This window comes from Legionella stuttgartensis (assembly GCF_977063405.2).
Window position 1 is genome coordinate 213,357 of sequence record NZ_CDRUHA020000108.1, and the last position, 22,860, is coordinate 236,216.

Below are 22,860 nucleotides of genomic sequence, written 5' to 3' on the forward strand. Positions count from 1 at the left end.
TAACAAGATACTTGGAGTACATTTTATGGGTATACCTAGTTTAAATCTAAAGCTATTGCAACACATGGATATGATGAAACTTCCACAAGAAGTTTTATTTCAAATTCTTGATCAACTCTCATTAATTGAAATACAAAAACTGAAAAATGTGTCCAAAGCATTTAATACTTTAGCATCTAATTATTTAAACGATGAGTTAAAAATAAAAGAAATAAGTTGTGGGCAAGACTTCACTCTGATTCTTCTAAGTCGAGGACGTGTTTTAGCTATAGGAAGTAATTCACGAGGACAACTTGGACTCGGTTTAGATATCAAACAAGTTAGTGTATTAACCGAAACTCCTCTTCCAGAGCGTATTAATCATATTTCAAGCGGATTTTCACACTCCATGCTATTAAGTATGTCTGGTAAAGTCTTTGCTATGGGTAGAAATGACGAACAGCAAATAAAACCAGAGTCTAATACCTCAAGCTATTACGTACCCACTCTTATAGAAGTACCATCGGTAAAAACTATTTTTACTGTAAATCATACAAGCGCATTATTTTATACCGACTCATCCGGTAAACCTTTTGAGTTAATGGGTAATAAATTAAATAGTTATCAATTTGGACGCATTACACTCTTTTTACCCGAATGGACCCCCATACCTCCGACTAACTTAGACGTTGCAAATATTTCAGTGTCTGATAATCATGCTCTTCTTTTAACTACAATAGGAGAAGTCTATGTATGCGGAAATAATGAATCCGGATTATTGGGATTAAACCCAGAAAATTTGTTTATTGATACTTGGACTAAATTACCAGATATTAGAGCAGAACAAATTAAGGCCACTGCTTTAGGTTGTTTGATAATGACTCATGATAAGTCATTAATTGCCAGTGGGTTGAATACAAAAGGACAATTGGGGCCCAGTCAAAACCATAAAGGGTTCACTTGCATCGCTTCTGATGTAAGGTGTTTCGATGCGACAGATCATCATACTGTTTATGTCGATAACAAAAATGAATTGTTTCATTTTGGGGCGATGACCATCAACGGGCGCGAGTTAAGAACGGTTGAAAATGGACTTCTTCCTATCCAGGGATATCAATTTCTTGTCAAACCACCAGCCTCTCCTACTCCAGGTGTCAAAGCTTTGGTGAGTGATTTTTTTAAAAGCAAAACCAATCATACAAAGCAAGTACATGATGAAACGAAAAATATTTTTTCCCTATAAATAAGCATTACGACATGAAAAGCTATTGTTGCAATAGAATACTTATATTTGCACTTCAGGCTATAATTATATTTTTTAGTTATAACATCATCGGTATAATGAGATGTTAACTCTTTAAGGTATTTTTTTATGACCATCTCGGCAAAAGATTTAGAGAAGATTTCTCACCTAGCCTATCTGGATACAGATTTAGAACACTCACCAAAACTCATTGAAGACATTAATGCAATAATGAATTTTGTCGACCAACTACGTTCTGTTAATACCCAAGAAGTAGAACCACTTTTTCACCCTCTTGCTTTAAATCAACGCTTAAGAACTGATGTGGTTACTGAAGAAAATTGCCTGAATGAATTAGAATCACTCGCCCCCAAATTTGAGCAAGATCTTTATTTAGTACCTCAAGTTATAGATCAGAGTAAATAATCATGGAAAATTTATCCTTAAAACAATTATCGCAGGCTTTACATCAGGGCAAACTTTCTAGTGTTGAATTAACCCAACATTATTTAACGCAAATCCAAAAGCATAAAGACTTAAATGCATTTATCAGTATAGATGAAGAACATGCGCTTCTTGAAGCAAAAAAAGCGGATCACGAATTAAAAAAAGGCCATAGGAAAACATTTACGGGTATCCCCATGGCGTTGAAAGATTTATTTTGCACCAAGCGGATGCCGACCACCTGTGCTTCCAAAATGCTGGAGCATTTCCAATCCCCGTATGAAGCAACCTTATCCAGTAAATTACGCGAACAAGGTTCCATTCTGATTGGTAAAACCAATATGGATGAGTTTGCCATGGGATCTTCCAATGAAAACAGTTACTTTGGTGCTGTAAAAAATCCATGGGATAGAGAACGTGTTCCAGGTGGATCGTCTGGAGGCTCAGCCGCTGCTGTAGCGGCTGGCTTAGTTCCTTTCGCTATAGGTTCTGACACTGGTGGTTCAATACGACAACCTGCTGCCTTATGTGGAATTAGTGGTATTAAACCCACTTATGGACTCATTTCCCGCTATGGCATGATTGCTTATGCATCCAGCCTGGATCAAGCAGGTCCATTGGCTCGAAGTGCTGAGGATCTTGCATTGGTACTGCAAGCTATGGCAGGTTTTGATCCCCATGACTCTACTTCTGTTGAGATCACAATTCCCGATTATTATACGGAACTCAATAACCCCCTTGCTAAACTAAAAATTGGTTTGCCTTCGTGTTTTTTTCAACCGCAGGTAGAACAAGAAGTACAGCAAGCGATTCGCGAAGCAGTTAAGGTTTTTGAACAGATGGGAGCTGAAATTATTCATTTGAATTTGGAGCTTCAACCTTTATGGGTACCTTGTTACTATGTAGTTGCGTGTGCTGAAGCTTCCTCCAACTTATCACGTTATGATGGCTTACGCTTTGGCTATAGCAGTGACAATGCATCTACACTAACAGAGCTGATTCGAAATACACGAAGTGAAGGCTTTGGGATTGAAGTGAAGCGTCGAATTCTGACGGGTACCCACGTACTTTCATCGGGTTATTATGATGCATACTATTTACAAGCACAAAAAATTCGTCGTCTTATCCAGGACGAATTTGTTACTACACTTAAATCTGTTGATGTTATCCTGGGCCCTACAACCCCAACATGTGCGTTTAAACTGGGTGGAAAAGTTGCTGATCCAATTCAAAATTACTTGGCTGACGTTTTTACTGTCGCTGCTAATCTTGCTGGACTTCCCGCGATTTCCATACCCGCAGGCTTTGCTAAAGGGTTACCTATAGGAATGCAACTCATGGGCAAACATTTTGGTGAAAGTCGTTTGCTCCAGATTGCCCATCATTATCAACAACAGACCAACTGGCATTTGGCCAGTCCAAAGCAATAAAGGTGAATTATGGAATGGGATACAGTCATTGGCCTTGAAGTCCATGCTCAGCTAAAAACAAAATCAAAGCTCTTTTCTGGCGCATCTACTGCATTCGGTTCTGCTCCTAACTCTCAAACCTGCTTTATCGATGCAGGATTTCCTGGGGTTTTGCCGGTGTTGAATCAGGAAGCAGTAATTATGGCAATTCAGTTTGGTTTAGCTATCCAAGCAGACATTAATGATCAATCTGTTTTTGAGCGCAAAAATTATTTTTATCCTGATTTGCCCAAAGGATATCAAATCAGTCAATTTCAAAAACCTATAGTGAGTAATGGTAAATTAGCAATTACTTTAAGTGACGGCAGCAAAAAAGATATTTTGATTGTACGCGCCCATTTGGAGGAAGATGCAGGTAAATCATTGCATGGAGTGCATTCGGGCTATAGTGGTATTGATCTTAATCGTGCCGGCACCCCCCTATTGGAAATAGTCACTGCTCCTTGTTTGTTTTCAAGCCATGAAGCCGTAAGCTACCTTAAAAAACTACATCAATTAGTGCAATTTCTAGGGATTTGTGATGGAAATATGCAAGAAGGAAGTTTCCGTTGTGACGTTAATCTATCCTTAAAACCTAAAAACTCTTCTGTATTAGGAACACGAACTGAATTGAAGAATTTGAATTCATTTCGTTTTATCGAGAAAGCCATCGCTTATGAACAAGCACGACATCAGGATGTCCTTGAAAGTGGTCAGAAAATAATCCAAGAAACGCGTCTTTATAATCCTGACACGCATACGACACATCCGATGCGTAGTAAAGAAAACGAAAACGATTACCGATATTTTCCAGATCCTGATTTATTACCAATTCAAATCACCCGATTTCTCATTGCGGAAGTAAAAAATAATTTACCGGATTTACCTGATAAAATTCATGCTGAATTAAAAAATATACCGTCTCTAAATGAAGAAGACATTAATTTTATTCTGTCATCCCCAGCAGCTTATCAGTTCTTCAAATCGATTAAAGCACACTGTCGTGCTTCTGAGAAAGTGATTATTAACTGGTTGAAAGGACAATATGCTGCCGCTCTAAATGAAGAGAGCTTAACGTTTAATACCCCACGTATATCCGCGGAACTCATGGCGCATCTTTTAAATAAATTACATGACGCAACTATTTCTCTAAACAATGCACGCGCTATTTTCGCTTTACTTTGGGCAGGTGAACAGGATATTGAAGCCATTATTGAACGTGAAGGATATCAACAAGTAGATGATACTGCGGCTTGGGAAGAAATGATTATTAAATTAATTCAACAATATCCTGAGCAGACAGCAGATTATAGAGCAGGAAAAGAGAAACTACTCGCATTCTTTGTAGGCCAAATCATGAAGCAAACCAAAGGAAAAGCGAATCCCGAGCAAATCAATGTCCTTCTAAAAAAACATTTAGCTGGTGATGGATAATACTCGAACAAGAAAAGAAATTAGCTCGAGGACTCTTTATTCTCTCTGATTAAACCTTTGCCTACCCTACACGACTTGTTTGTGGGGCCAAAGTTTTAGAATATCTGGATCCCGCGGACAAGCCGCGGGACGTCGAAATAGAAATGGACTAGTTTTTCAGCAAGTGTAAAAGCGTCAGGAACTCTTTGTCAGCAAAACCAGGGTTTCGCTTCGCTACATCCAGCTACCCTGACAAAAAATGAGTGGTCCCCGCTTTTTAAGGCAATATTCTGAAATTGACGTTTACTTCAGCTCGTTAACGCGCCTTGTAAAATAATTTCTGGAGTCAATCTGGGTGAGTACTTTCGAGATCTTTATGGCATAGTCCATTATATAAAGATAAAACTTAAGACAGTAAAAATGCGCTCATCCCTGAGTTCAAAATAATTGAGGTTAAGTATAAGATTGTTTCTTGTTAGAGGCCTCAGGTGGGAAGGCTTTATCTCTTAGTTCATGGAATTTCTCATCACTTCCAATTCCGCCAAGATAAAACTGTTTCACAGTCGCTCGTTCTTTCTCAACGACACCAGAGGACTTAAGCCCATGAAAATCATCACGAATTGAAATTCCAAAGAGTTTGGAGTGTCCTTTTCCCCAAGCGTCATTAATATCCAAAAGCCTTTGTAAACTAAGCATGCGACTAGTACCAAAGTAACTGCCCCCTTTGGTGATCTCCTTTTTAGCAATCTTGTTCTTGGAGTCTTTGATTATGCTATCATGAACCTCATTAATAATTTGAGATATGTTGCTCTCAGAAGTTATAGTATCAACTTTCGATCCAAGTTTTATTTCTAATAACTTGCAGTATTCAAGTTTCGCTTGATTTCGTGATTGATGGAAAAGTGTTATGGAGCATTTTTTTTGTTCGCCGTCTAGAATCTCTTTATATTTTGTGATCAATGAAATCGCTTCTCTCAGTCTATTTTTCAGTCTCTCTTTCTTTTCTTCTGCGAGTGCTACTTCATTATTTACTTTCTCACCTTCCCCATTGGAACCTGGGTCCTTTTTTTCTCTCTCTTCGACACTGGAACCATTCTCGGGTACTTTACTTACTTCTTCTCTAACTTCTTGTTGCACTTCAATTCGTGCATGCTTAATTTTCTGCAAATCAGACTCAGCATTTTCCTTCTTTTTCTGAATGGATTTTTCAATTTCCTGAATAGTCTTGGCAGTCTGAAGAGGAATTTCCCCTTTAAACCCTTGTTTGTGCTCCTTTATTTCTTCCAATTTAGCGCTGGTAAATTGGATAAAGGCTTGAAGACTATCAACATCTTCTGGTTTTAACTGGTCCTCTTGTTTTTTTACAGCAGCTTCAATCGACTTGATTTGTTCAAACAGAGCTTTTAAGTTTTTTAACTGTTCTGCTTCCTTTAGGATGGATTCAAATTTGCTTATAAGACCATTGAGTTCGTTTTGTTCCTTCCTAATCTCCTCAGGGCTTGCTTCACATTCCTTTAAGATCTCATCCATGCTGCGTTTTTTTTTATCAAAACTCTGTTTCCATGTTAAAATAGATTGAGCACCAAAATAAATTTCAAAGTTCTGCTCGAACTCTTCAAATGCCTCTGGTGAATAGTCTGCTTTTATAAGTAATTCAAAATAGCGTTTTTGAATTGACTCTAGATTTCCATTATTTTTAGCCAAATCTTCGGTTGCTAATATTACTAAAGACTTAGCTTGGAGGAGCAATTTTTGATTTCGAATAGCCTCTAACTCATTTTCGGCCTGCTTCTTTCTTTCCTGAATGGATTGTTCAATTACTCCAATAGCTTGAAGAGTTTTTGTATGTATTTCTGAGGTACCATTAATTTTTTGTTTTACACGCTTTATTTCTTCTTCTTGAGCTGTAATGAATTTGAGAAATTCCTGAAGTTTGATGGCATCTGAAGGTATTAATAACTCCTCAGCACTTTTTGCAACCTGGGATTCAATATTTTTTATTTGTTTAAGCTGGGCCATTAAACTCATTAAATCTTCGGCTTGTTTCTTACTCGCTTCAAAGCTTTCTCTTTGTTTAGCTAGCTCAGTTTGCTCTTTCTTAATCGCTTCTGCATCAACAGGGTTTGCTTCACATACCTTAAGAGCTTTATCTATAATGCGTTTTTTTTCATCAAGTTTTTCTGCTATGGAAGAAAATTTCTCAACAAACCAAAGCTGAAGCTCCTGATCAAACTTAGTAAGTGATTCAAGCGAATATTTTGAATTTGCAATCAACTGAACGTAACTCTTTTGCTTTGATATCAAGCTAGCCTGGCTGTCAACGAAATCATCGTTTGCTGATTTTACTAAAGACTTAGCTTGGAGGATTAGTTGTTGATTTCGAATTACCCCTAACTTTTTAATAAATGCATCAAGTCGTTCGCTAACATTGCTTTTGAGAGTCTCATTTTTTTCAACACTTTTAATACTTTTATATAGAGGATTTGTCCTTGCAGAATGTTCATTTTTAGCACGAACCTGACGAATAATATCTGTATTGATATCCTCTTTTGCTAAAGACAAAGCTGAAAGCATGGAATTTAGGAAATCCAAATAGCCCTCAGTGTATTCTGTGGGGGACATATATAACTCAATTTTATCTGCTTTTGACTTGATGTCTTCTTCGAATTCTTTATTAAACCCTATTTCGGCAAGCTCCTGAATTTGCTCAAGGAGCGTCGGCTCAGATAAGATTTCACTTGGGTTAATATAAATGGCTCGTAGCTGCTGATTTTGCATTTGTAGCTGCTGATTTTTCATTTTAAGTTTGACGTATAAAAAACATGGTGATCATATTATACACTATTTGTATAATTGACTGAACATATTTCAATCATTATGGATAATAATTAAAGGGAGGGATCAATATTTTACTTAAAAATAGGGGCTGCCTGAACTGGGGAAGCTCCAAGCTTATAAAAAAGAGCAAGGTCTTGCCTTTGAGGATAATAAAAAATACCTAACAGTTTGAAGATTTTGAAATTTAAAGAAATAAATTAAAACAGCGGAAAGATGGTTGGGCAATGAAGTAAAAGAGTCAGTCGATAAGCCGGGTTCTGTCATGGACAATCATTCATCTGGGACATGCGTCACCGCATACCTCAAGCGACCTACCCGAGTCCCGTGCGGGTCACACGTAATGACTTTTCAGCCAAATGGACTCCTATTTGGTCTTGCTCCGAGTGGGGTTTTCCCTGCCACGTCTGTTGCCAAACGCGCGGTGCGCTCTTACCGCACCATTTCACCCTTACCTCAAAGAGGCGGTATATTTTCTGTGGCACTTTCCGTAGGTTCACACCTCCCAGGCGTTACCTGGCACTCTACCCTTTGGAGCCCGGACTTTCCTCCCTTTGTAAAACAAAGAGCGATTGTCTGACCAACTCTGTTACCAATAGTAGCAGAGTGCCTAGTCAAAGACCACTATATTGCTAAATTTAATATGAAAAAAACAGGGAAATAGATTGCTTTAATCAATTAGAAGTCACGAGTTCCAATAAATTCGTCATCGAAATAACGCTTTAATTTAGTACGCAAAGTACCACGGCTTACACCAAGAACACGTGCAGCTTTTGATTGGTTATAACGAGTTAATTCCATTACAGTGCGAAATAACGGCGCTTCAACTTCTTCAACGATTAATTGATATAAGTTTAAGTTAGAATCTTTATTACTAACACTGGTTAAATAGCCCTTAACAGCATGAATTACTTGATGAGTAAGTGCTTCGCTGCTTTGCACCATTGTATCTGTGCTCATTTAAGTCTCCTAGTACAAATTAATTAAATCAATAAAATTATGCCCAGTACATACACTCACCGAACACTCTGGACTATATAGTACCAAACATCTCAAAGAGTGTAAATATTGTTTTAATGATATTCATTTCTTAAGGAAATATTAAGAAAAAAAATTTTACCACTTTACAAGTTAAATCGACAAGGCGAATTTAGTAATTAATTGGTTTATATCAGCTATTTCTTTCCCATAAGCGTAAAATAATCAGAAAGTTTGTTTATTTTTTCCTCTAAAAATTGTAATTTTCTTTTTATTTTAGAGTTATTCTAATAAACTGAGATTTGATTTTTAAGGACAAATATGACAAAAAAACATACAGGTGACTTGCATTGTCACCTTAATGGCAGTTTTAGTTTGGCTTTTCTAGAAAAGGTAGCCAAAAAAAATAATTGCATTGAATTATATGAAGAATTAATTCGTATACGCTCAGAATACCTCCTAAATACTATTCAACAACCAGAAAGTGGCTATTCTAATGAGCTAATCGCAATCATTTGGAAACAATTTGGGCTGGTTCACAAAATTATTCAAACGCTTGCTGATATTTCTGATGGTGTTGTCGATGTAGTACAAAGCTCAGAGGCGAAGTACCTCGAGATCAGAACAACTCCAAAAGAAATGGAACATCAAACACGAGATAAGTATATCGATGCATTTGTATCCGGACTAATACAAGCCAATCAACAGATAACTAATAAAAAAGCTGTTGGATTATTGAGTCTGGACAGAACCATTCATACTTTAGAAGATGCAAGCTATTTTATCGATCGCATATTAACAAGTCCTAATAGAGTATTAGTAGGTTTAGATATTTCAGGAAATCCTGTAGCAAATAGAACACTTGCAGGAGAAGATCTCACGAAGTTAGTTCATCTAGCTTTAAATAAGGGTATCGCGATTGCTATTCATGCTGGTGAATCTGATAGTGAGCGAGAGCGACAAGATACCGATTCAGTTTTAAATGCATTAGAACAGTGGAGATCTCTGCATCCTAGTGAAGATAAGAATCCATTGCATGGAAAAGTACGCTTAGGTCATTGTATTTTTCTTACTCAAGAACAAAAAGACCGTATCAAAAAGCTTGGGATACCTATCGAGGTATGCCCCAGCTGCCATAGTAAATTGAACTGGCACCTCGAAAAAGAACCCCACCCAGCATCACTCATTTATCAGGATCTAAGCGAGCCAGTGGTTCTGGGTACAGATGACGAGCTAATTTTTGATGGTTCTGTCAAAAATGAATTTAATCGATTACTAAGCTTTTTTTCAAATAAGGAGCAATTAAGTAGGAAACAACTTAAAGAACATCAGTCCAGTTTTCGTTTTTCCAATAATTGACGCACTGTCAATCCAAATAACCATACGTCATGCCGAACGCTCCAATTTACTTTAAGTTTTATTTGAGAGCTACAGAGCCCTACGTGCTGCGACCTGTTCGCAGCATCAAGGAAAAAGCGAACTTAGCGCCTCAATCCATGAGCCGCGGGACGTAGGTATTGTTATAAGGCACGTAAAACTTAAGATGAATTAGAAGACATGATGAGGGCTCTCCATTCGCTCAAATCAGGAGTTCACCCCTTCGCTCGGGGTGCATTCTAATCTACTGTAAAACTTTCTCCACATCCACATTGCCCTGTTTGATTGGGATTATTGAAAATGAATTTATAATTTAATCCCTGTTTTACATAATCAACACTCATATTTTTTAGAAAGGGATAACTGGACTTATCAATGCATACACCATAATTTTCAGTTAAAGGAAGCACCAAATCACCTTCCTGAGGGGCCAGTACATAATCCACTACATAAGATAAACCAGAACATCCAGTTTTCTTTACTGACAAACGAATCCCAGTATATTCAGAATTTTTCTGCAAATAAGAAACCAAATGCTTTACCGCTGCTTCTGTAAAATTGATTTCAGGCACTGTACTTTCTACATGATGCACTACTACACTCATTTGTTACCTCTCGATTCGATTTATCTTCTTCATTAAAAGCAATACTTCTTTATAAACGTCAATAATCCTTAATGCTATGGGATACTGAGCGACAGGGATATCTAATTCGTTCACAATAAGCTGATAATCAATCTGTGGTGCAGCATTTATGGTCTTTCCTTCCAGCTGCCTGCATAACCACTCCAAGCTCGCAATTACATACGGATTACCATTGGTTTTAAAACAAGCTCGTACAATTGTACCATCTGGATTACACAGCATATAGAGTTCAATAACACCCTGACCTTTTTGGTTGTTTTTAACAACTACCGAATGATCATTTAAAGCGACAACACCCACATGTTTTGGTGCAAAAAAACAATCTTGTACAGTTTTATTATACATCATGATGGTGACATTTCATGTAGCCGAGTTACCTGGGTACAAATAACATTTATTGCATGCTCCACTTCTGTTTCCTTAGTAAAGCGCCCTAAAGATAATCTAATTGTACTTTGTGCTAACTCATCACTTAATCCTAAAGCTCTCAATACGTAAGAGGGTTGAATACTGGCAGAACTACAGGCTGATGTTGTTGACAGAGCTAAATCACTTAATGCCAGAAGTAGCGAATCCCCATCTAAGCCAGCAAAGCTTATATTCAGGTTACCAGCGATTCGTTTTTGTTCATCCCCGTTAATCTGAATGCCAGGTAAATGTTTAATGCCGTTCCATAAACGCTGACGATAGGTTAAAAGTCGTGCTTGCTCTTCTTCTCGTAGGCGCTCGGCTAATGCGAATGCTTCTCCCATTCCAACAATTTGATGCGTGGCCAAAGTTCCTGAGCGTAAACCACCTTCATGCCCACCACCAAAACTTTGTGGTTGAAGCCGAATTCGTGGTTTATGCCTCACATAAAGTGCCCCAATACCTTTAGGACCATAGTTTTTATGTGCCGATAGCGCCATTAAATCTACAGAAAGATGAGTGAGGTCAATGGGAATCTTTCCAGCACTTTGCGCGGCGTCCACATGAAAAATAATTCCTTTATTACGTAATAAAGTACCAATGGCCTCAATATCTTGGACTACACCAATTTCATTGTTCACATGCATGATGGATACCAAAATAGTATCGGGTCTTAATGCTTGGCCTAGCTTCTCAATATCGAGTAAACCATTTGCTTCAGGAAGCAGATAGGTTATTTCGAACCCATCTTTTTCCAAGCGGTTAAAACTATCGAGTACTGCCTTATGTTCTGTACTCATAGTAATCAAATGCTTCCCTTTATTCTTATAGAAGTGAGCTGCGCCTATTATTGCCAAATTATTCGCTTCTGTAGCACCTGAAGTAAATACGATATCTTGTGTCGATGCATGGATTGAATCCGCGATCTGTAAACGTGCATGCTCTACTGCAAGAGCAGCCACTCGCCCGTATTCATGAGTTACAGAAGCAGGATTGCCATAATCCCCATCTGGTCCTAAATAACGGATCATGTGCTCTACTACACTCGGATCAACCGGTGTTGTTGCCATATAATCAAAATAGATTGGTATTTTAATTATCTCGCTCACTCCCGCCCCTTTTGCTTGCCCATTCCAGCGATTTCTGTACTTGGCTTAACATACCACGTAATAAATTGACTTCCATTTTTTCCAAATTTATGCGATTAAATAATCGTCGTACGCGTTGCATTAAACGACGAGGATTTGACGCTTTTAAAAATTTAATCTCAATAAAAACATCTCTTAAATGTTCATAAAACTGTTCAATTTCATCCGCTGTAGCATATTCATCCTGGCGTAATGCAACTTCTGCTTTAGGCGCTAATAACTTCATTCGCAATTCATAAGCAACAATCTGTACTGCTTGTGCCAGATTAAGCGAACCATATTCAGGATTGCTAGGAATATGGATATGATAATGACATTTTAGCAGTTCTTCGTTAGTAAGACCTGCATGTTCTCGCCCAAAGACTATCGCAATTTGAGTATCTTCTGCTTGCTTACTTACCAAATCTGCACAGGATGCAGGAAGTAAGCCCGGCAAAGACAACCCTCTTGGTCTCGCGCTAGTCCCTAAAATTAGCTGACAACCAATTAGGGCTTCCTCTAAAGTCTCAGTAACTACAGCACTCTCTAAAAGATCATCGGCACCAGCGGCCATTTCTTTTGCTTTATAATCAGGAAACGATTTCGGCGTAACAAGATAGAGTGAATTTAATCCCATTGTTTTCATTGCTCTGGCTGTAGAGCCTATATTACCTGGATGAGATGTTGCTACTAGAATAATGCGAATTGAACTTAACTTCATATACAAACTTTTATTAATGCATTGAGATCTTTATATCATATCATTGAACTTCCTTTTTTACGATTTTTGCTTTTTTCATATTTAACTCTATTTGCACAAAAAAAATATGATAGAATCACCGGTTTTGTAGATTAAAGAGTATATTCATGGAACCACTTTTAAATATAGCAATTAACGCAGCACGACAAGCCGGTGAAATCATAATTCGACATATGGAGCAAGTGGATCGTCTCAAAATTACTGCTAAAAATAACCATGAATATTTTAGCGAAGTAGACATCAAAGCCGAACAAACTATTATTCATGCAATTCATAAAGCGTATCCAGATCATGGGATCCTCGCTGAAGAAAGCGGTCTTCAAGAAGGTGATAATGAGTCGATCTGGATTATTGATCCATTAGACGGAACATCGAATTATCTACATGGCTTCCCTTTCTTCTCTGTTTCAATAGCAGTGAAAGTTAAAGGAAGAATAGAGCATGGCGTTATCTATGATCCATTACGCCATGAGTGTTTTTCTGCAAGCCGAGGACGCGGGGCACGCTTAAATGATCGAAGAATACGTGTTTCCAAACAAACTCAACTCGTTTCCTCGCTGTTAGGAACTGGCTTCCCAGCTCGCGATATCAGCATCGCACAAAAATATTTACCAACATTCGAAGCCTTATTTGGCAAGTGCGCAGGCGTTAGAAGAACTGGATCTGCTGCGCTTGACTTAGCTTATGTTGCCAGCGGACGCCTTGATGGATTTTGGGAGTTTGGTTTACGTCCTTGGGATATAGCGGCAGGATCATTACTAATTAGAGAAGCAGGTGGCTTGATTAGCGATTTACAAGGTGGGGATGATTTTCTCAAACATGGAGACATTGTAGCTGGAACACCTAAAGTATTTAAATCATTACTACAAACCATTTCTCCTGTTTTGAAGTAAATTATAGAGTTCATAATCTCATTTTGTAGCCTGGATAATCCGGGCTACAAAAGATAGGATTATGTTTTATTTAAACCCCGGCTTCACTCCAAAGCTTAAGGGAAGTTCATCCGCCAGTGCAGTCCCTAGATTCTTCGTCACCCGATCAAAAAGATTTTGTTTATGGGTATAATCAATAACATCAGGAACCTTAACTACTTCACGAGCTAACTGCCCACTACTCGCAAAACCATCAATTAACCCCATTGCCAGAGCTTGCTCTCCAGTCCAAAAAAGTCCAGAGAATGTATCATCATCAATATGTAAACGGTTTCCTCGACCTTCTTTTACTCGATTAATGAATTGCTCATGAACCTGATCCAGCATAACCTGTAGTTTTTGCTTTGCAAAATCTGTTTCAGGAGTAAACGGATCCAACAATGATTTATTTACACCAGAGGTTTGTAATCGGCGTGTAATTCCAACTTTGTTAATTAGGTCCACAAAACCAAAACCGTTATACAGAACACCTATTGAGCCAACCATACTTGCCGGACTTGCATAAATATTTTCGGCAGCAACAGCAACATAATATGCAGCAGAAGCACATGCATCCACACAAACAGCATAAATTTTTATATCAGGGTATTTTTTTTGATAAAACTTTATCAGGTTATACATATATTCAGCCTGCACAGGACTACCACCAGGACTATTAATACGTACGATGACCGCCTTTAATCCAGAGTTTTTGTATGCAGAGTCCAATCCCTTGGCGAAATCATCAGAATTGGCTTTGGATTCTGCCATTTCACCCGTTATATCGATAATACCGACATGGGGCTTAATATTAGTACCTAGGTCCTCATTGGTACTTATAAGTACTTGATAAACTATAAACATAATGATAAGTAAATAAATAACACGCATAAACCACTTCCATCGGCGTTTCCTTTTTGCTTCTTTCATATAATCAATAATGATTTGATTCAGCAATGCTTGAGAATCCGAAGTAGAATTAGGAGAATGGTTGTTTGTCATAATCATCACTTGAAAAAATTAAAATAGGCCTCATTTTACGGTAGATACAAGAAAATTAACACCCATTAACCCATTAGAAGGTTATATATCATGAGAATGGATAAGCTAACATCAAAGTTTCAAATAGCCTTGGCAGATGCCCAATCTCTCGCTTTAGGACGAGATAATGGCTTCATCGAACCAGAGCACTTAATGAAAGCCCTTTTGGATCAACAAGGAGGCAGCTGTAGACCCCTACTGAGTAAAGCTGGCGTCAACATCCCTTTATTAAGGACTCTTTTAGACCAAGCATTAGATAAACTTCCGAAAGTATCCGGGATGGGAGGTGATATCCATATTTCCAACGGATTAAATCGTCTTTTAAACCTTACAGATAAACTGGCTCAACAAAAAAAGGATAATTTTATTTCCAGCGAGCTTTTTGTTCTAGCAGCCATAAACGAAGACGGTAGTCTTTCGAGGATGCTTAAACAAGCTGGCGGCGAAGCCAAAGCAATAGAAAATGCAATTAGTGAGTTGCGAGGCGGGGAAAGCATTAATGACGCCAATGCCGAAGAACAACGCCAAGCTTTAGAGAAATATACTCTTGATTTAACCGCCCGAGCAGAACAAGGCAAACTTGATCCGGTAATTGGTCGTGATGATGAAATTCGTAGAACCATTCAGGTATTACAAAGACGTACAAAAAACAATCCTGTTTTGATTGGTGAACCTGGTGTAGGTAAAACTGCAATTGTTGAAGGATTAGCACAACGCATTATTAATGGCGAAGTTCCTGAAGGTCTAAAAAATAAACGCTTACTTTCTTTGGATATGGGCGCCTTGATTGCAGGAGCAAAATATCGCGGTGAATTTGAAGAACGACTCAAAGCAGTTCTTAATGATTTAGCGAAACAAGAAGGTCAAATTATTCTCTTTATTGACGAACTTCATACCATGGTTGGTGCAGGAAAAGCTGAGGGTGCCATGGATGCGGGAAACATGCTAAAACCCGCTTTAGCACGCGGCGAACTCCATTGCATCGGTGCAACGACTTTGGATGAATACCGACAATACATTGAGAAAGATGCCGCTTTAGAACGACGCTTCCAGAAAGTTTTGGTTGATGAACCGAGTGTTGAAGACACCATCGCTATTCTTCGTGGTTTAAAAGAGCGCTATGAAGTGCATCATGGTGTTGAAATTACTGATCCTGCGATCGTTGCAGCAGCTACTTTATCACATCGATATATTACTGACAGACAATTACCTGATAAAGCAATTGACTTAATTGATGAAGCAGGAAGTTTGATTCGTATGGAAATAGATTCCAAACCCGAAAGCATGGATAAATTAGAGCGACGTTTGATCCAATTAAAAATCGAGCGTGAGGCGCTTAAAAAAGAACATGATGAAGCCTCTAAAAAACGACTTGAGGATCTGCAACAGTCAATTGACGAATTAGAAAAAAATTATTCTGATTTGGAAGAGGTATGGAAAGCAGAAAAAGCCACAATGCATGGGGCTACTCAAATTAAAGAGGCGCTCGAGCAAGCAAAACTTGAAATGGAAACTGCACGTCGTGCTGGAGATTTGAGTCGAATGTCTGAATTACAATATGGACGCATTCCAGAACTTGAAAAACGTCTAACCCAAGTAGCAGAAGTTGAGTCACATGAGAACAAATTAGTCCGTAATAAAGTGACTGAGGATGAGGTTGCAGAAGTCGTATCCAAATGGACAGGCATACCTGTAGCCAAAATGATGGAAGGTGAAAAAGAAAAATTACTCCGTATGGAAGAAGTGCTTCATCATCGCCTTATAGGCCAAAACGAAGCAATAAATGCTGTATCCAATGCCATTCGTAGGTCACGTGCCGGTTTATCCGACCCTAACCGTCCTATAGGTTCGTTTTTATTCCTTGGTCCTACAGGAGTGGGTAAAACGGAATTGTGTAAGGCTTTGGCTTCATTTCTCTTTGATACAGAAGAAGCAATGGTACGTATCGACATGTCTGAATTTATGGAAAAACATTCCGTGGCTCGTCTGATTGGTGCACCTCCTGGTTACGTAGGTTATGAGGAAGGAGGGTATTTAACAGAAGCAGTCCGTCGCAGACCCTACTCTGTAGTTTTACTTGATGAAGTAGAAAAAGCGCATACAGATGTGTTCAATATACTTCTGCAAGTTATGGATGATGGACGCTTGACTGACGGTCAGGGACGTACTGTTGATTTTCGTAATACCATTATTGTCATGACTTCGAATCTTGGTTCCAATTTGATTCAAGAAATGGGCAATAAATTTAAATACGACCAAATTAAAGATGCTGTAATGGAAATGGTACGCCAACACTTTCGTCCTGAATTCATTAACCGAATTGATGATACAGTGGTCTTCCATGCTCTTGCTCAAGATCAAATTGCGAAAATTGCAGGAATTCAAATTAGTTACTTGCAAAAACGCTTGAAACAACAAGATATCCATCTTGATGTAACGAAAGAAGCATTATCACACTTAGCAGAAGCAGGTTTTGATCCGGTATATGGTGCAAGGCCTTTGAAACGCACCATCCAGCAACAGCTTGAAAATCCTTTAGCTCAAGATATATTGACCGGGAAATTCAAGTCAGGTGATACAATTAAAGTGACTTATAAAGATGGTGAAATGAAGTTCTCTTAGGCACTATTGAAAACCTACAATATTTTCGCGGACTATTTAGCATATAGCCTGGCGGTGAAAGCCGCCACGTTGTATTCCTAAAAATTCTATAACTCGATTCAAGCAGAATGCTTTGTATGAGTTCTATATGTACCGTGAAATAGCTTCCCAAGCTTTACATAGATAATTGCCTCACTCGATAAACCGAGCCTCTACCCCCTACTAGCAATCAGGGGCGCCTCTGTACATCCGATTTTATACTATACTTATTCGTATTACCGGTCAGATAAAGAGGTAATATGGGAAAATATTTCTTTGCGTTGAGCCAAAAGTCTTCAGAAGTTGAAGGCGAAGAAGAGGAAGAAGAGGAAGAAGAGGAAGAAGAGTATCCTCTAGAAGAAGAGGATGAATACTATATTAGTTCAAATAACCAACACGAATCTTTGGACCCTCTCCTCGCTGCCGAATATGCAGTCTTTTCAGGAAATTTATTACGCCATATTTTAGGCCCTGAACATCCGGAGTACCATCTTTTAAGAAATAAAGACAGTACGAATTATTATCGAGCAGCTAAACTTTTAGAGAACTACCGTGACTGGCAGGAAGTAGTTAAAGTATCTTCGAATGGCTCAATAAGTTTACAATATGACGAAGAACCGCCCAGAAATATCCTTGCTATGAATATAGTCGGATTAATTGACCTATTTGTAGTATGTCATTTTTTAGGAGAAGCAGATTGGGAAGGTGGGAATTTTGGGTTTATCAAGAAAAAGGATACTTTTTTCGCAATCCGCCTCGATCCTGGTTTTAGTTTTAATTCATTTATCATAGAAAATAATAATATTAATTTAGAAACATATATTGACAATTTTGTTATCAATTATCTTACAAAAGAAATCACAAGTAATTCAGAGGACGATTACTACTTAACCGAAGTTTTAGATCACGAGCACCATATGTTTAGAAGTTCTGATGCTAAAACCTTATTCTCAGATAGAGAAAGAATAATATTAACATTAAGGAAAATAGCCGAACTGTCGGAAGAAGATTTACACGAAATCAAAATGAAATCTTTTACAACACATCATTTTCCTATAGCAGATAAATTGATCGAAACATTACTTTCACGAAGAGAACTATATATAAGTTTTATCAAGAAACGTGAAAAAGATGATGAGGAAGATGCAATTGAAAAGGAAGAGTATGAGGAGTCAAGTTCTATTGGCAAAAAAAGAAAACGTAAACAATTACCAGGATTTTTTATTCAAAATAGTACAGATACCCCAAATCAAAGCCAATTAGATTGTGACAACAATACCCAAGATAAGGAGAACAAAAGTACAAAGAATAAGCGTGTACGTGTCTCCCCAAGCACGAGTAGCCCTTAACAACAGTATAAGAAACCGAGAGCAACTCCTCTCATTAACATTCCACACGTTTTAATCGTTCTACTAACTTCTTTTTCACCCCTGGCCATTCTGCAGCAAGAATACTAAACAAGACTGTATCAGTCACTTGTCCATTGTGATGAATCATATGTTGACGCAAGATACCTTCTTTTATTGCTCCTAATTTTTTTAGCGTATTGTAATTTTTCGTATTACGGGGATCTGTGGCAATTTGTAGTCGATTAATGTTCCAGACCTCAAATGCATTTTGAAATAGCAAAAATAAAGACTCATGATTATACTGCTTACCCCATACTGAGGGGGTAAGCCAACCGTAACCAACTTCTAATTTTTTATGTTGCAGGTCGATCTCATAGTAAGCTCGACTTCCAATCAACTGATTATCTTTTAGTCGTCTTATCACATAAGTGAGTTGTGTGCCCTGTAAGTGTTTCAGCAAACAATCCTGAAACCAGGACTCATAGAACGTACCATTCGCTTTATTTGGCATATAAGTCCAAATGCGAGCATCATTAGCCGGTTGGCGCAAGCATGCATAATGATTTATAGTAAGTGGTTCCATTTGAATCGATTGTCCAATAAGAGTTCCAAGCATAATCGTACTGACTTCTGCTTTATTTTTAGGCATAATAAGGGCGTCAGACATTATCATTTCTCAGTATAAAAACTATGATCAATAAATTATTTCATCGAATAAAACAACTGTTTCATACACCGACAGATAAAATTATTTCTAATGGATATAGAATTATTTCCATTGATGAGAATTATCAAAATACTGGAAAAGTTTTTGTTAAAATCCAAGTTACTGGTAAGGCGGTAGCTTTTGATAAGCCTGTAAGTGAACTGTACCAAAAAAAGTGGCTGGATAATTTTTCCCCTGAAGATGTAGCGCATATTGCGGCTATATATTCTGCCGAACAAACCAATAATTTGGATTTGATTAAAAGATTCCCCAAACAAACATCCGCAAACAAATCTAGTGTAATTAGTGTAGGTATATTGTTTACAACTTTTTTAATTTTATCGAATTTAGCCGCCTTTAAAATTGCTGCTTTTGGTTCCATCAGTTTTGCTGCAGGTTTAATTTTCTTTCCTTTAACATATGTTTTTGATGACATTTTAACCGAGGTATATGGATTTAAAGTGAGTCGGCGGATCATTTGGATGGCATTACTGGCGAATACTATTGTATTTTTAGGAACCTGGCTGACCATTTATCTTACTCCGTCGCCCTACTGGTCACATCAGGATGCATATGCAACGGTATACCACGGGACATTAAGGGTTTTCACAGCCTCCGTCATTAGTTACTTTTTTGGTGAATTTGCCAATTCAATTATTTTAGCCAAACTCAAAGTGCTGACAGCCGGAGAGCGGCTTTGGCTTCGCGCGATTACCAGCACGATGATCGGTGTTGGTATCGATACCCTACTTTTTACTCACATCGCCTTTTTGTTCTTAATCCCTTACGCGGGCATTTGGCAAATTATGGGGACAATGTATTTATTCAAAGTATTGTATGAAATATGTGCATTGCCCATTACATATCATTTTTCCAACTATTTAAAACGAAAAGATAATGTCGATCATTTTGATGTGAAAACCAATTTTAATCCGTTTTCATTAGCGCTTTAATTTTGATACAACAATAACTTACTTGTGAAGAATGAACCATTTTTCTTGATGTATTCTTTATTGCTTTACTTATTTAAGATGTCCATATCCTACTTTGACATAAGAGATTTCTTAACAAGTTCCATTAACGCAGAAATAGATAAACCGCTTTATGTTTTTTTCATTCTCCCTCAAGGGGTGGGAAAATTTTTGATCCTTTTGCAGCCTCTACTGATTGGCAGTCAAGAAATACACTCCGCCCCAAAAAGTATTAATGAAGCAATTGATAACTGCAGTAGAGGATTCAGAAAAGAATCCGCTTCTTGATATTGCAAAACAAAATGAATTTTTGGAAACAACAATTAAAATTCTTAAAAATCTCTATGAAACCAATCCTACGGATCTCCAGAAGAAAGAGTTTGACTTCATTAATGCGTTGCTTCAAGAATATGCAAGCACCCAGACGATTTCATTAAACCGTCAATATCACCACTTCATCTTTTTTCGGCTCGACTTGCAATGTAAGCTCTTTCTCCGCTCTCGCGATGGCGGTAAGCATCTTATCTTTTCCATTAAAAAATGTGCAATCCAAAGCAGCGCCAGGCTCTGTTTCAAGGAATTGTTTAAGAAATTTCACCCCATTGAGCATGTCGTCTTTACTTAATTCATCCAGACTTTTTTCCAAGCCTAAAGCCTGTTGAAGCGTAAATAATAGATCGGTATCGAGCATCATTGATTGTTGTAGTAACAATACATAACCACCAAAGAGCATATAACTGCACGTAGAGTCATAACAACCTTTCATTTTAGTTAAAAAAGAGCCGTGCTCTGTGGACTCGAGATTGTCTTGAATTAATGGAGTATAAAATAAACTGAAAATTATATTTCTTGATGTCTCTGATTCGACATGTTTAATAAGACTTGCATTTATTGTCTCATCATCTAAACTTTTAAAAGCATTAAAATCTTTATAGTCTTTTGCTACCCCTTTACACCACTTCTCTATATCTTTTTCAAGCTGTTGCCGTTCATTTTCAATTTGCTCGGCTAGCGTTTTAACAAATTCAATTGCTGTAAACCGATTTAGGATAGCTGCACCTCGTCGTGCATGTTCTTCGATAATATCCTGTAAATAAGGTTTGAAATTTTTATCTTCAGCAAAATGGGGGTATTTCATGTAGCGAGGAAGCTTCTCTTTATCTTCAAGCAGCATATTATTACGAAAGACTTCCAATGCTTTCACAATAGTTACAACATCAAGAATTTTTAAATCATCTACTTTAAACGTCTTTTTTGCCAAATCTGAGTCTAACTCTTTAAATTTCAATGCTCTTCTTATTGCTTGGAATAACTTACAATCCGTTACATTACATTTGCCCCATATAGTCCAAGATGCATAGTAATTATAATTGTCATATTCCTTAATCAATCGAAAATAGCGATGAATTAAGGCTCCTAATAAAAACATAGTACCCTGCTCTGTATCTTTTTTATTTTCTTTCGAAATTTGGCGTAACTCATTTGACAATTGATTAAACACATCAATCTGAGGAGTTCTATCCGATTTACATTTCAGTACTTCATTAGTTCTAGCGATTAATACATCAAGTGAAGAGGATCCCTCACTAACCTGACCATCCACTACTGTATACCTTCCCAATATAGTGGAATATTTTGTTTCTAGGTTCAGCGTATTGACTCTAAGTTTTGCAAATGCTGGCGGAATAAAAGTCATACATCCTCCTTAATACATACCCATTCCCAAAGAATTCATAATTCCTCTACAAAGCCCATATAAAGATGAGGAATTGTTGCTAGACGATAAATATTTTGCTTCATGAATGTCCTTTTGAATTGTTGCTCCTAATCGCTTATTTAGTTCACTATATGTTTCTTCTTCGCGTCGTTCATATACAAAAGTGCAATAAAAACTGAACTCGCTCAAACATGAATTAAAAAAATCCTTGTCCATTTCTTCAAAAGATTGGATTTCTAAATGACTACGAAATAAATCAACCAACGATTGATAAAGATAATTACTTACTGAAGAATTATATTGGGTCCACTTAACCAAATATATTCCAATAATAACCTTCCTTCTAAATTCATTGAAATCATCTAGAGTTAGCGTAGGATCTCTCTTAACAACTTTAACATATTGGATTAATTCATATGTCTCATCTAAACTGTGAGCCAGCATAGTTATTGTAGCTGCATCATCAATGGCAACATGATTAGGAACGAATAAAGAAAAAAAATTCATACATCCCACATGGTGTCCATAAGATCGCGCTAAACACGTTGCTAATCGTTTCGCTTTTTGCTGAAATTCGGCAAACTTTGTCATTGCGTCCCTCCTGCAAATTTGACCCGCAATAACTGCAACGCGTCATTGTCCCAAAATGTAAAAGCCTTCATTTTTTATAGCAACCTATAAAAAATATTGCAACTATTAATTTAACTAATTGAACATAAAAAGAATTAAAAGTCTTTTTTCTAATTTTTTATGCCCAATAAGTTCGAGGATAACTCAGTAAGTCAGATCTGTAGAAGTGCTTATAAACTAAAGAATTCGCAGTGTAACTCGAGATCGATGATCCTGCAGTCCCGAGTTTCCACTGCATT

At 37.6% G+C, this 22,860-nt stretch carries 19 protein-coding genes and 1 other RNA gene; 9 read left to right on the forward strand and 11 right to left on the reverse strand.

The features are described from left to right. Positions 1-25: 25 nt before the first annotated feature. The 4 genes from ACWTEW_RS34550 to gatB all read left to right on the forward strand — a co-directional run bounded on the left by ACWTEW_RS34550 (position 26) and on the right by gatB (position 4,548). Positions 26-1,222 carry an F-box protein gene (locus ACWTEW_RS34550; RefSeq protein WP_454782508.1) on the forward strand — a complete coding sequence of 399 codons (1,197 nt, stop codon included), beginning with the start codon at positions 26-28 and terminating at the stop codon, positions 1,220-1,222. Positions 1,223-1,351: 129 nt separating this feature from the next. Next, a complete protein-coding gene (gene gatC, locus ACWTEW_RS34555; protein ID WP_454782509.1) occupies positions 1,352-1,648 on the forward strand; it encodes an Asp-tRNA(Asn)/Glu-tRNA(Gln) amidotransferase subunit GatC in 297 nt (98 codons plus the stop codon). Positions 1,649-1,650: 2 nt separating this feature from the next. Further along, on the forward strand, positions 1,651-3,096 hold the full coding sequence (gatA, locus tag ACWTEW_RS34560) for an Asp-tRNA(Asn)/Glu-tRNA(Gln) amidotransferase subunit GatA (protein WP_454782510.1): 1,446 nt from the start codon (positions 1,651-1,653) through the stop codon (positions 3,094-3,096). Between the two features lie 9 nt (positions 3,097-3,105). Then, the gene (gatB, locus tag ACWTEW_RS34565) at positions 3,106-4,548 is read left to right on the forward strand and encodes an Asp-tRNA(Asn)/Glu-tRNA(Gln) amidotransferase subunit GatB (protein WP_454782511.1); all 1,443 of its coding nucleotides are present in this window, start codon (positions 3,106-3,108) and stop codon (positions 4,546-4,548) included. Positions 4,549-4,980: 432 nt separating this feature from the next. On the opposite strand, the gene ACWTEW_RS34570 is transcribed toward gatB, so the two are convergent. The 3 genes from ACWTEW_RS34570 to ACWTEW_RS34580 all read right to left on the reverse strand — a co-directional run bounded on the left by ACWTEW_RS34570 (position 4,981) and on the right by ACWTEW_RS34580 (position 8,322). Then, on the reverse strand, positions 4,981-7,305 hold the full coding sequence (locus ACWTEW_RS34570; protein ID WP_454782512.1) for a hypothetical protein: 2,325 nt from the start codon (positions 7,303-7,305) through the stop codon (positions 4,981-4,983). 290 nt (positions 7,306-7,595) lie between these two features. Then, an RNA gene (rnpB, locus tag ACWTEW_RS34575) (RNase P RNA component class A) lies at positions 7,596-7,950 on the reverse strand. 90 nt (positions 7,951-8,040) lie between these two features. Continuing rightward, positions 8,041-8,322 carry a helix-turn-helix domain-containing protein gene (locus ACWTEW_RS34580; protein ID WP_454782513.1) on the reverse strand — a complete coding sequence of 94 codons (282 nt, stop codon included), beginning with the start codon at positions 8,320-8,322 and terminating at the stop codon, positions 8,041-8,043. Positions 8,323-8,661: 339 nt separating this feature from the next. Between ACWTEW_RS34580 and ACWTEW_RS34585 the strand changes: the two genes are divergently transcribed. Continuing rightward, positions 8,662-9,699: an amidohydrolase family protein gene (locus tag ACWTEW_RS34585; protein ID WP_454782514.1), complete on the forward strand. Its 1,038-nt coding sequence runs from the start codon at positions 8,662-8,664 to the stop codon at positions 9,697-9,699. 257 nt (positions 9,700-9,956) lie between these two features. Here the strand turns inward: ACWTEW_RS34585 and ACWTEW_RS34590 are convergent, their stop codons facing one another. From ACWTEW_RS34590 to trmJ, 4 genes are read right to left on the reverse strand one after another with little or no spacing between them, the layout of a single operon-like run. Further along, positions 9,957-10,322 (reverse strand): HesB/IscA family protein, encoded by a 366-nt coding sequence (locus ACWTEW_RS34590; protein ID WP_454782515.1) that lies wholly within the window; start codon positions 10,320-10,322, stop codon positions 9,957-9,959. Positions 10,323-10,325: 3 nt separating this feature from the next. Then, complete coding sequence (locus tag ACWTEW_RS34595) at positions 10,326-10,709, reverse strand: iron-sulfur cluster assembly scaffold protein (protein ID WP_454782516.1); 384 nt, start codon at positions 10,707-10,709, stop codon at positions 10,326-10,328. Further along, entirely contained in the window at positions 10,706-11,878 is a 1,173-nt protein-coding gene (locus ACWTEW_RS34600; protein ID WP_454782517.1) for an IscS subfamily cysteine desulfurase, read from the reverse strand. Before ACWTEW_RS34600 ends, ACWTEW_RS34595 begins: the two co-directional genes overlap by 4 nt. After that, positions 11,862-12,617 (reverse strand): tRNA (cytosine(32)/uridine(32)-2'-O)-methyltransferase TrmJ, encoded by a 756-nt coding sequence (gene trmJ, locus ACWTEW_RS34605; protein ID WP_454782518.1) that lies wholly within the window; start codon positions 12,615-12,617, stop codon positions 11,862-11,864. Before trmJ ends, ACWTEW_RS34600 begins: the two co-directional genes overlap by 17 nt. 146 nt (positions 12,618-12,763) lie before the next feature. Between trmJ and ACWTEW_RS34610 the strand changes: the two genes are divergently transcribed. Beyond that, complete coding sequence (locus ACWTEW_RS34610; protein WP_454782519.1) at positions 12,764-13,549, forward strand: inositol monophosphatase family protein; 786 nt, start codon at positions 12,764-12,766, stop codon at positions 13,547-13,549. Between the two features lie 66 nt (positions 13,550-13,615). Here ACWTEW_RS34610 and ACWTEW_RS34615 read toward each other — a convergent pair whose 3' ends face one another. Continuing rightward, complete coding sequence (locus ACWTEW_RS34615; RefSeq protein WP_454782520.1) at positions 13,616-14,569, reverse strand: S49 family peptidase; 954 nt, start codon at positions 14,567-14,569, stop codon at positions 13,616-13,618. Positions 14,570-14,659: 90 nt separating this feature from the next. On the opposite strand from ACWTEW_RS34615, the gene clpB reads away from it, so the two are divergent. Both clpB and ACWTEW_RS34625 read left to right on the forward strand, forming a co-directional pair. After that, positions 14,660-17,230, forward strand: coding sequence for an ATP-dependent chaperone ClpB (clpB, locus tag ACWTEW_RS34620; protein ID WP_454782521.1), 2,571 nt, complete (start codon positions 14,660-14,662; stop codon positions 17,228-17,230). A 278-nt stretch (positions 17,231-17,508) separates the two neighbouring features. After that, positions 17,509-18,597, forward strand: a complete 1,089-nt coding sequence (locus ACWTEW_RS34625) for a hypothetical protein (RefSeq protein ID WP_454782522.1) — start codon at positions 17,509-17,511, stop codon at positions 18,595-18,597. 34 nt (positions 18,598-18,631) lie between these two features. On the opposite strand, the gene ACWTEW_RS34630 is transcribed toward ACWTEW_RS34625, so the two are convergent. Beyond that, the gene (locus ACWTEW_RS34630; RefSeq protein WP_454782523.1) at positions 18,632-19,264 is read right to left on the reverse strand and encodes a GNAT family N-acetyltransferase; all 633 of its coding nucleotides are present in this window, start codon (positions 19,262-19,264) and stop codon (positions 18,632-18,634) included. Between the two features lie 23 nt (positions 19,265-19,287). Between ACWTEW_RS34630 and ACWTEW_RS34635 the strand changes: the two genes are divergently transcribed. Further along, complete coding sequence (locus tag ACWTEW_RS34635) at positions 19,288-20,256, forward strand: queuosine precursor transporter (RefSeq protein ID WP_454782524.1); 969 nt, start codon at positions 19,288-19,290, stop codon at positions 20,254-20,256. 451 nt (positions 20,257-20,707) lie between these two features. On the opposite strand, the gene ACWTEW_RS34640 is transcribed toward ACWTEW_RS34635, so the two are convergent. Both ACWTEW_RS34640 and ACWTEW_RS34645 read right to left on the reverse strand, forming a co-directional pair. Further along, positions 20,708-21,970: a hypothetical protein gene (locus tag ACWTEW_RS34640; RefSeq protein WP_454782525.1), complete on the reverse strand. Its 1,263-nt coding sequence runs from the start codon at positions 21,968-21,970 to the stop codon at positions 20,708-20,710. A gap of 9 nt (positions 21,971-21,979) precedes the next feature. Further along, a complete protein-coding gene (locus ACWTEW_RS34645) occupies positions 21,980-22,582 on the reverse strand; it encodes a hypothetical protein (protein ID WP_454782526.1) in 603 nt (200 codons plus the stop codon). Between the last annotated feature and the right edge of the window lie 278 nt (positions 22,583-22,860).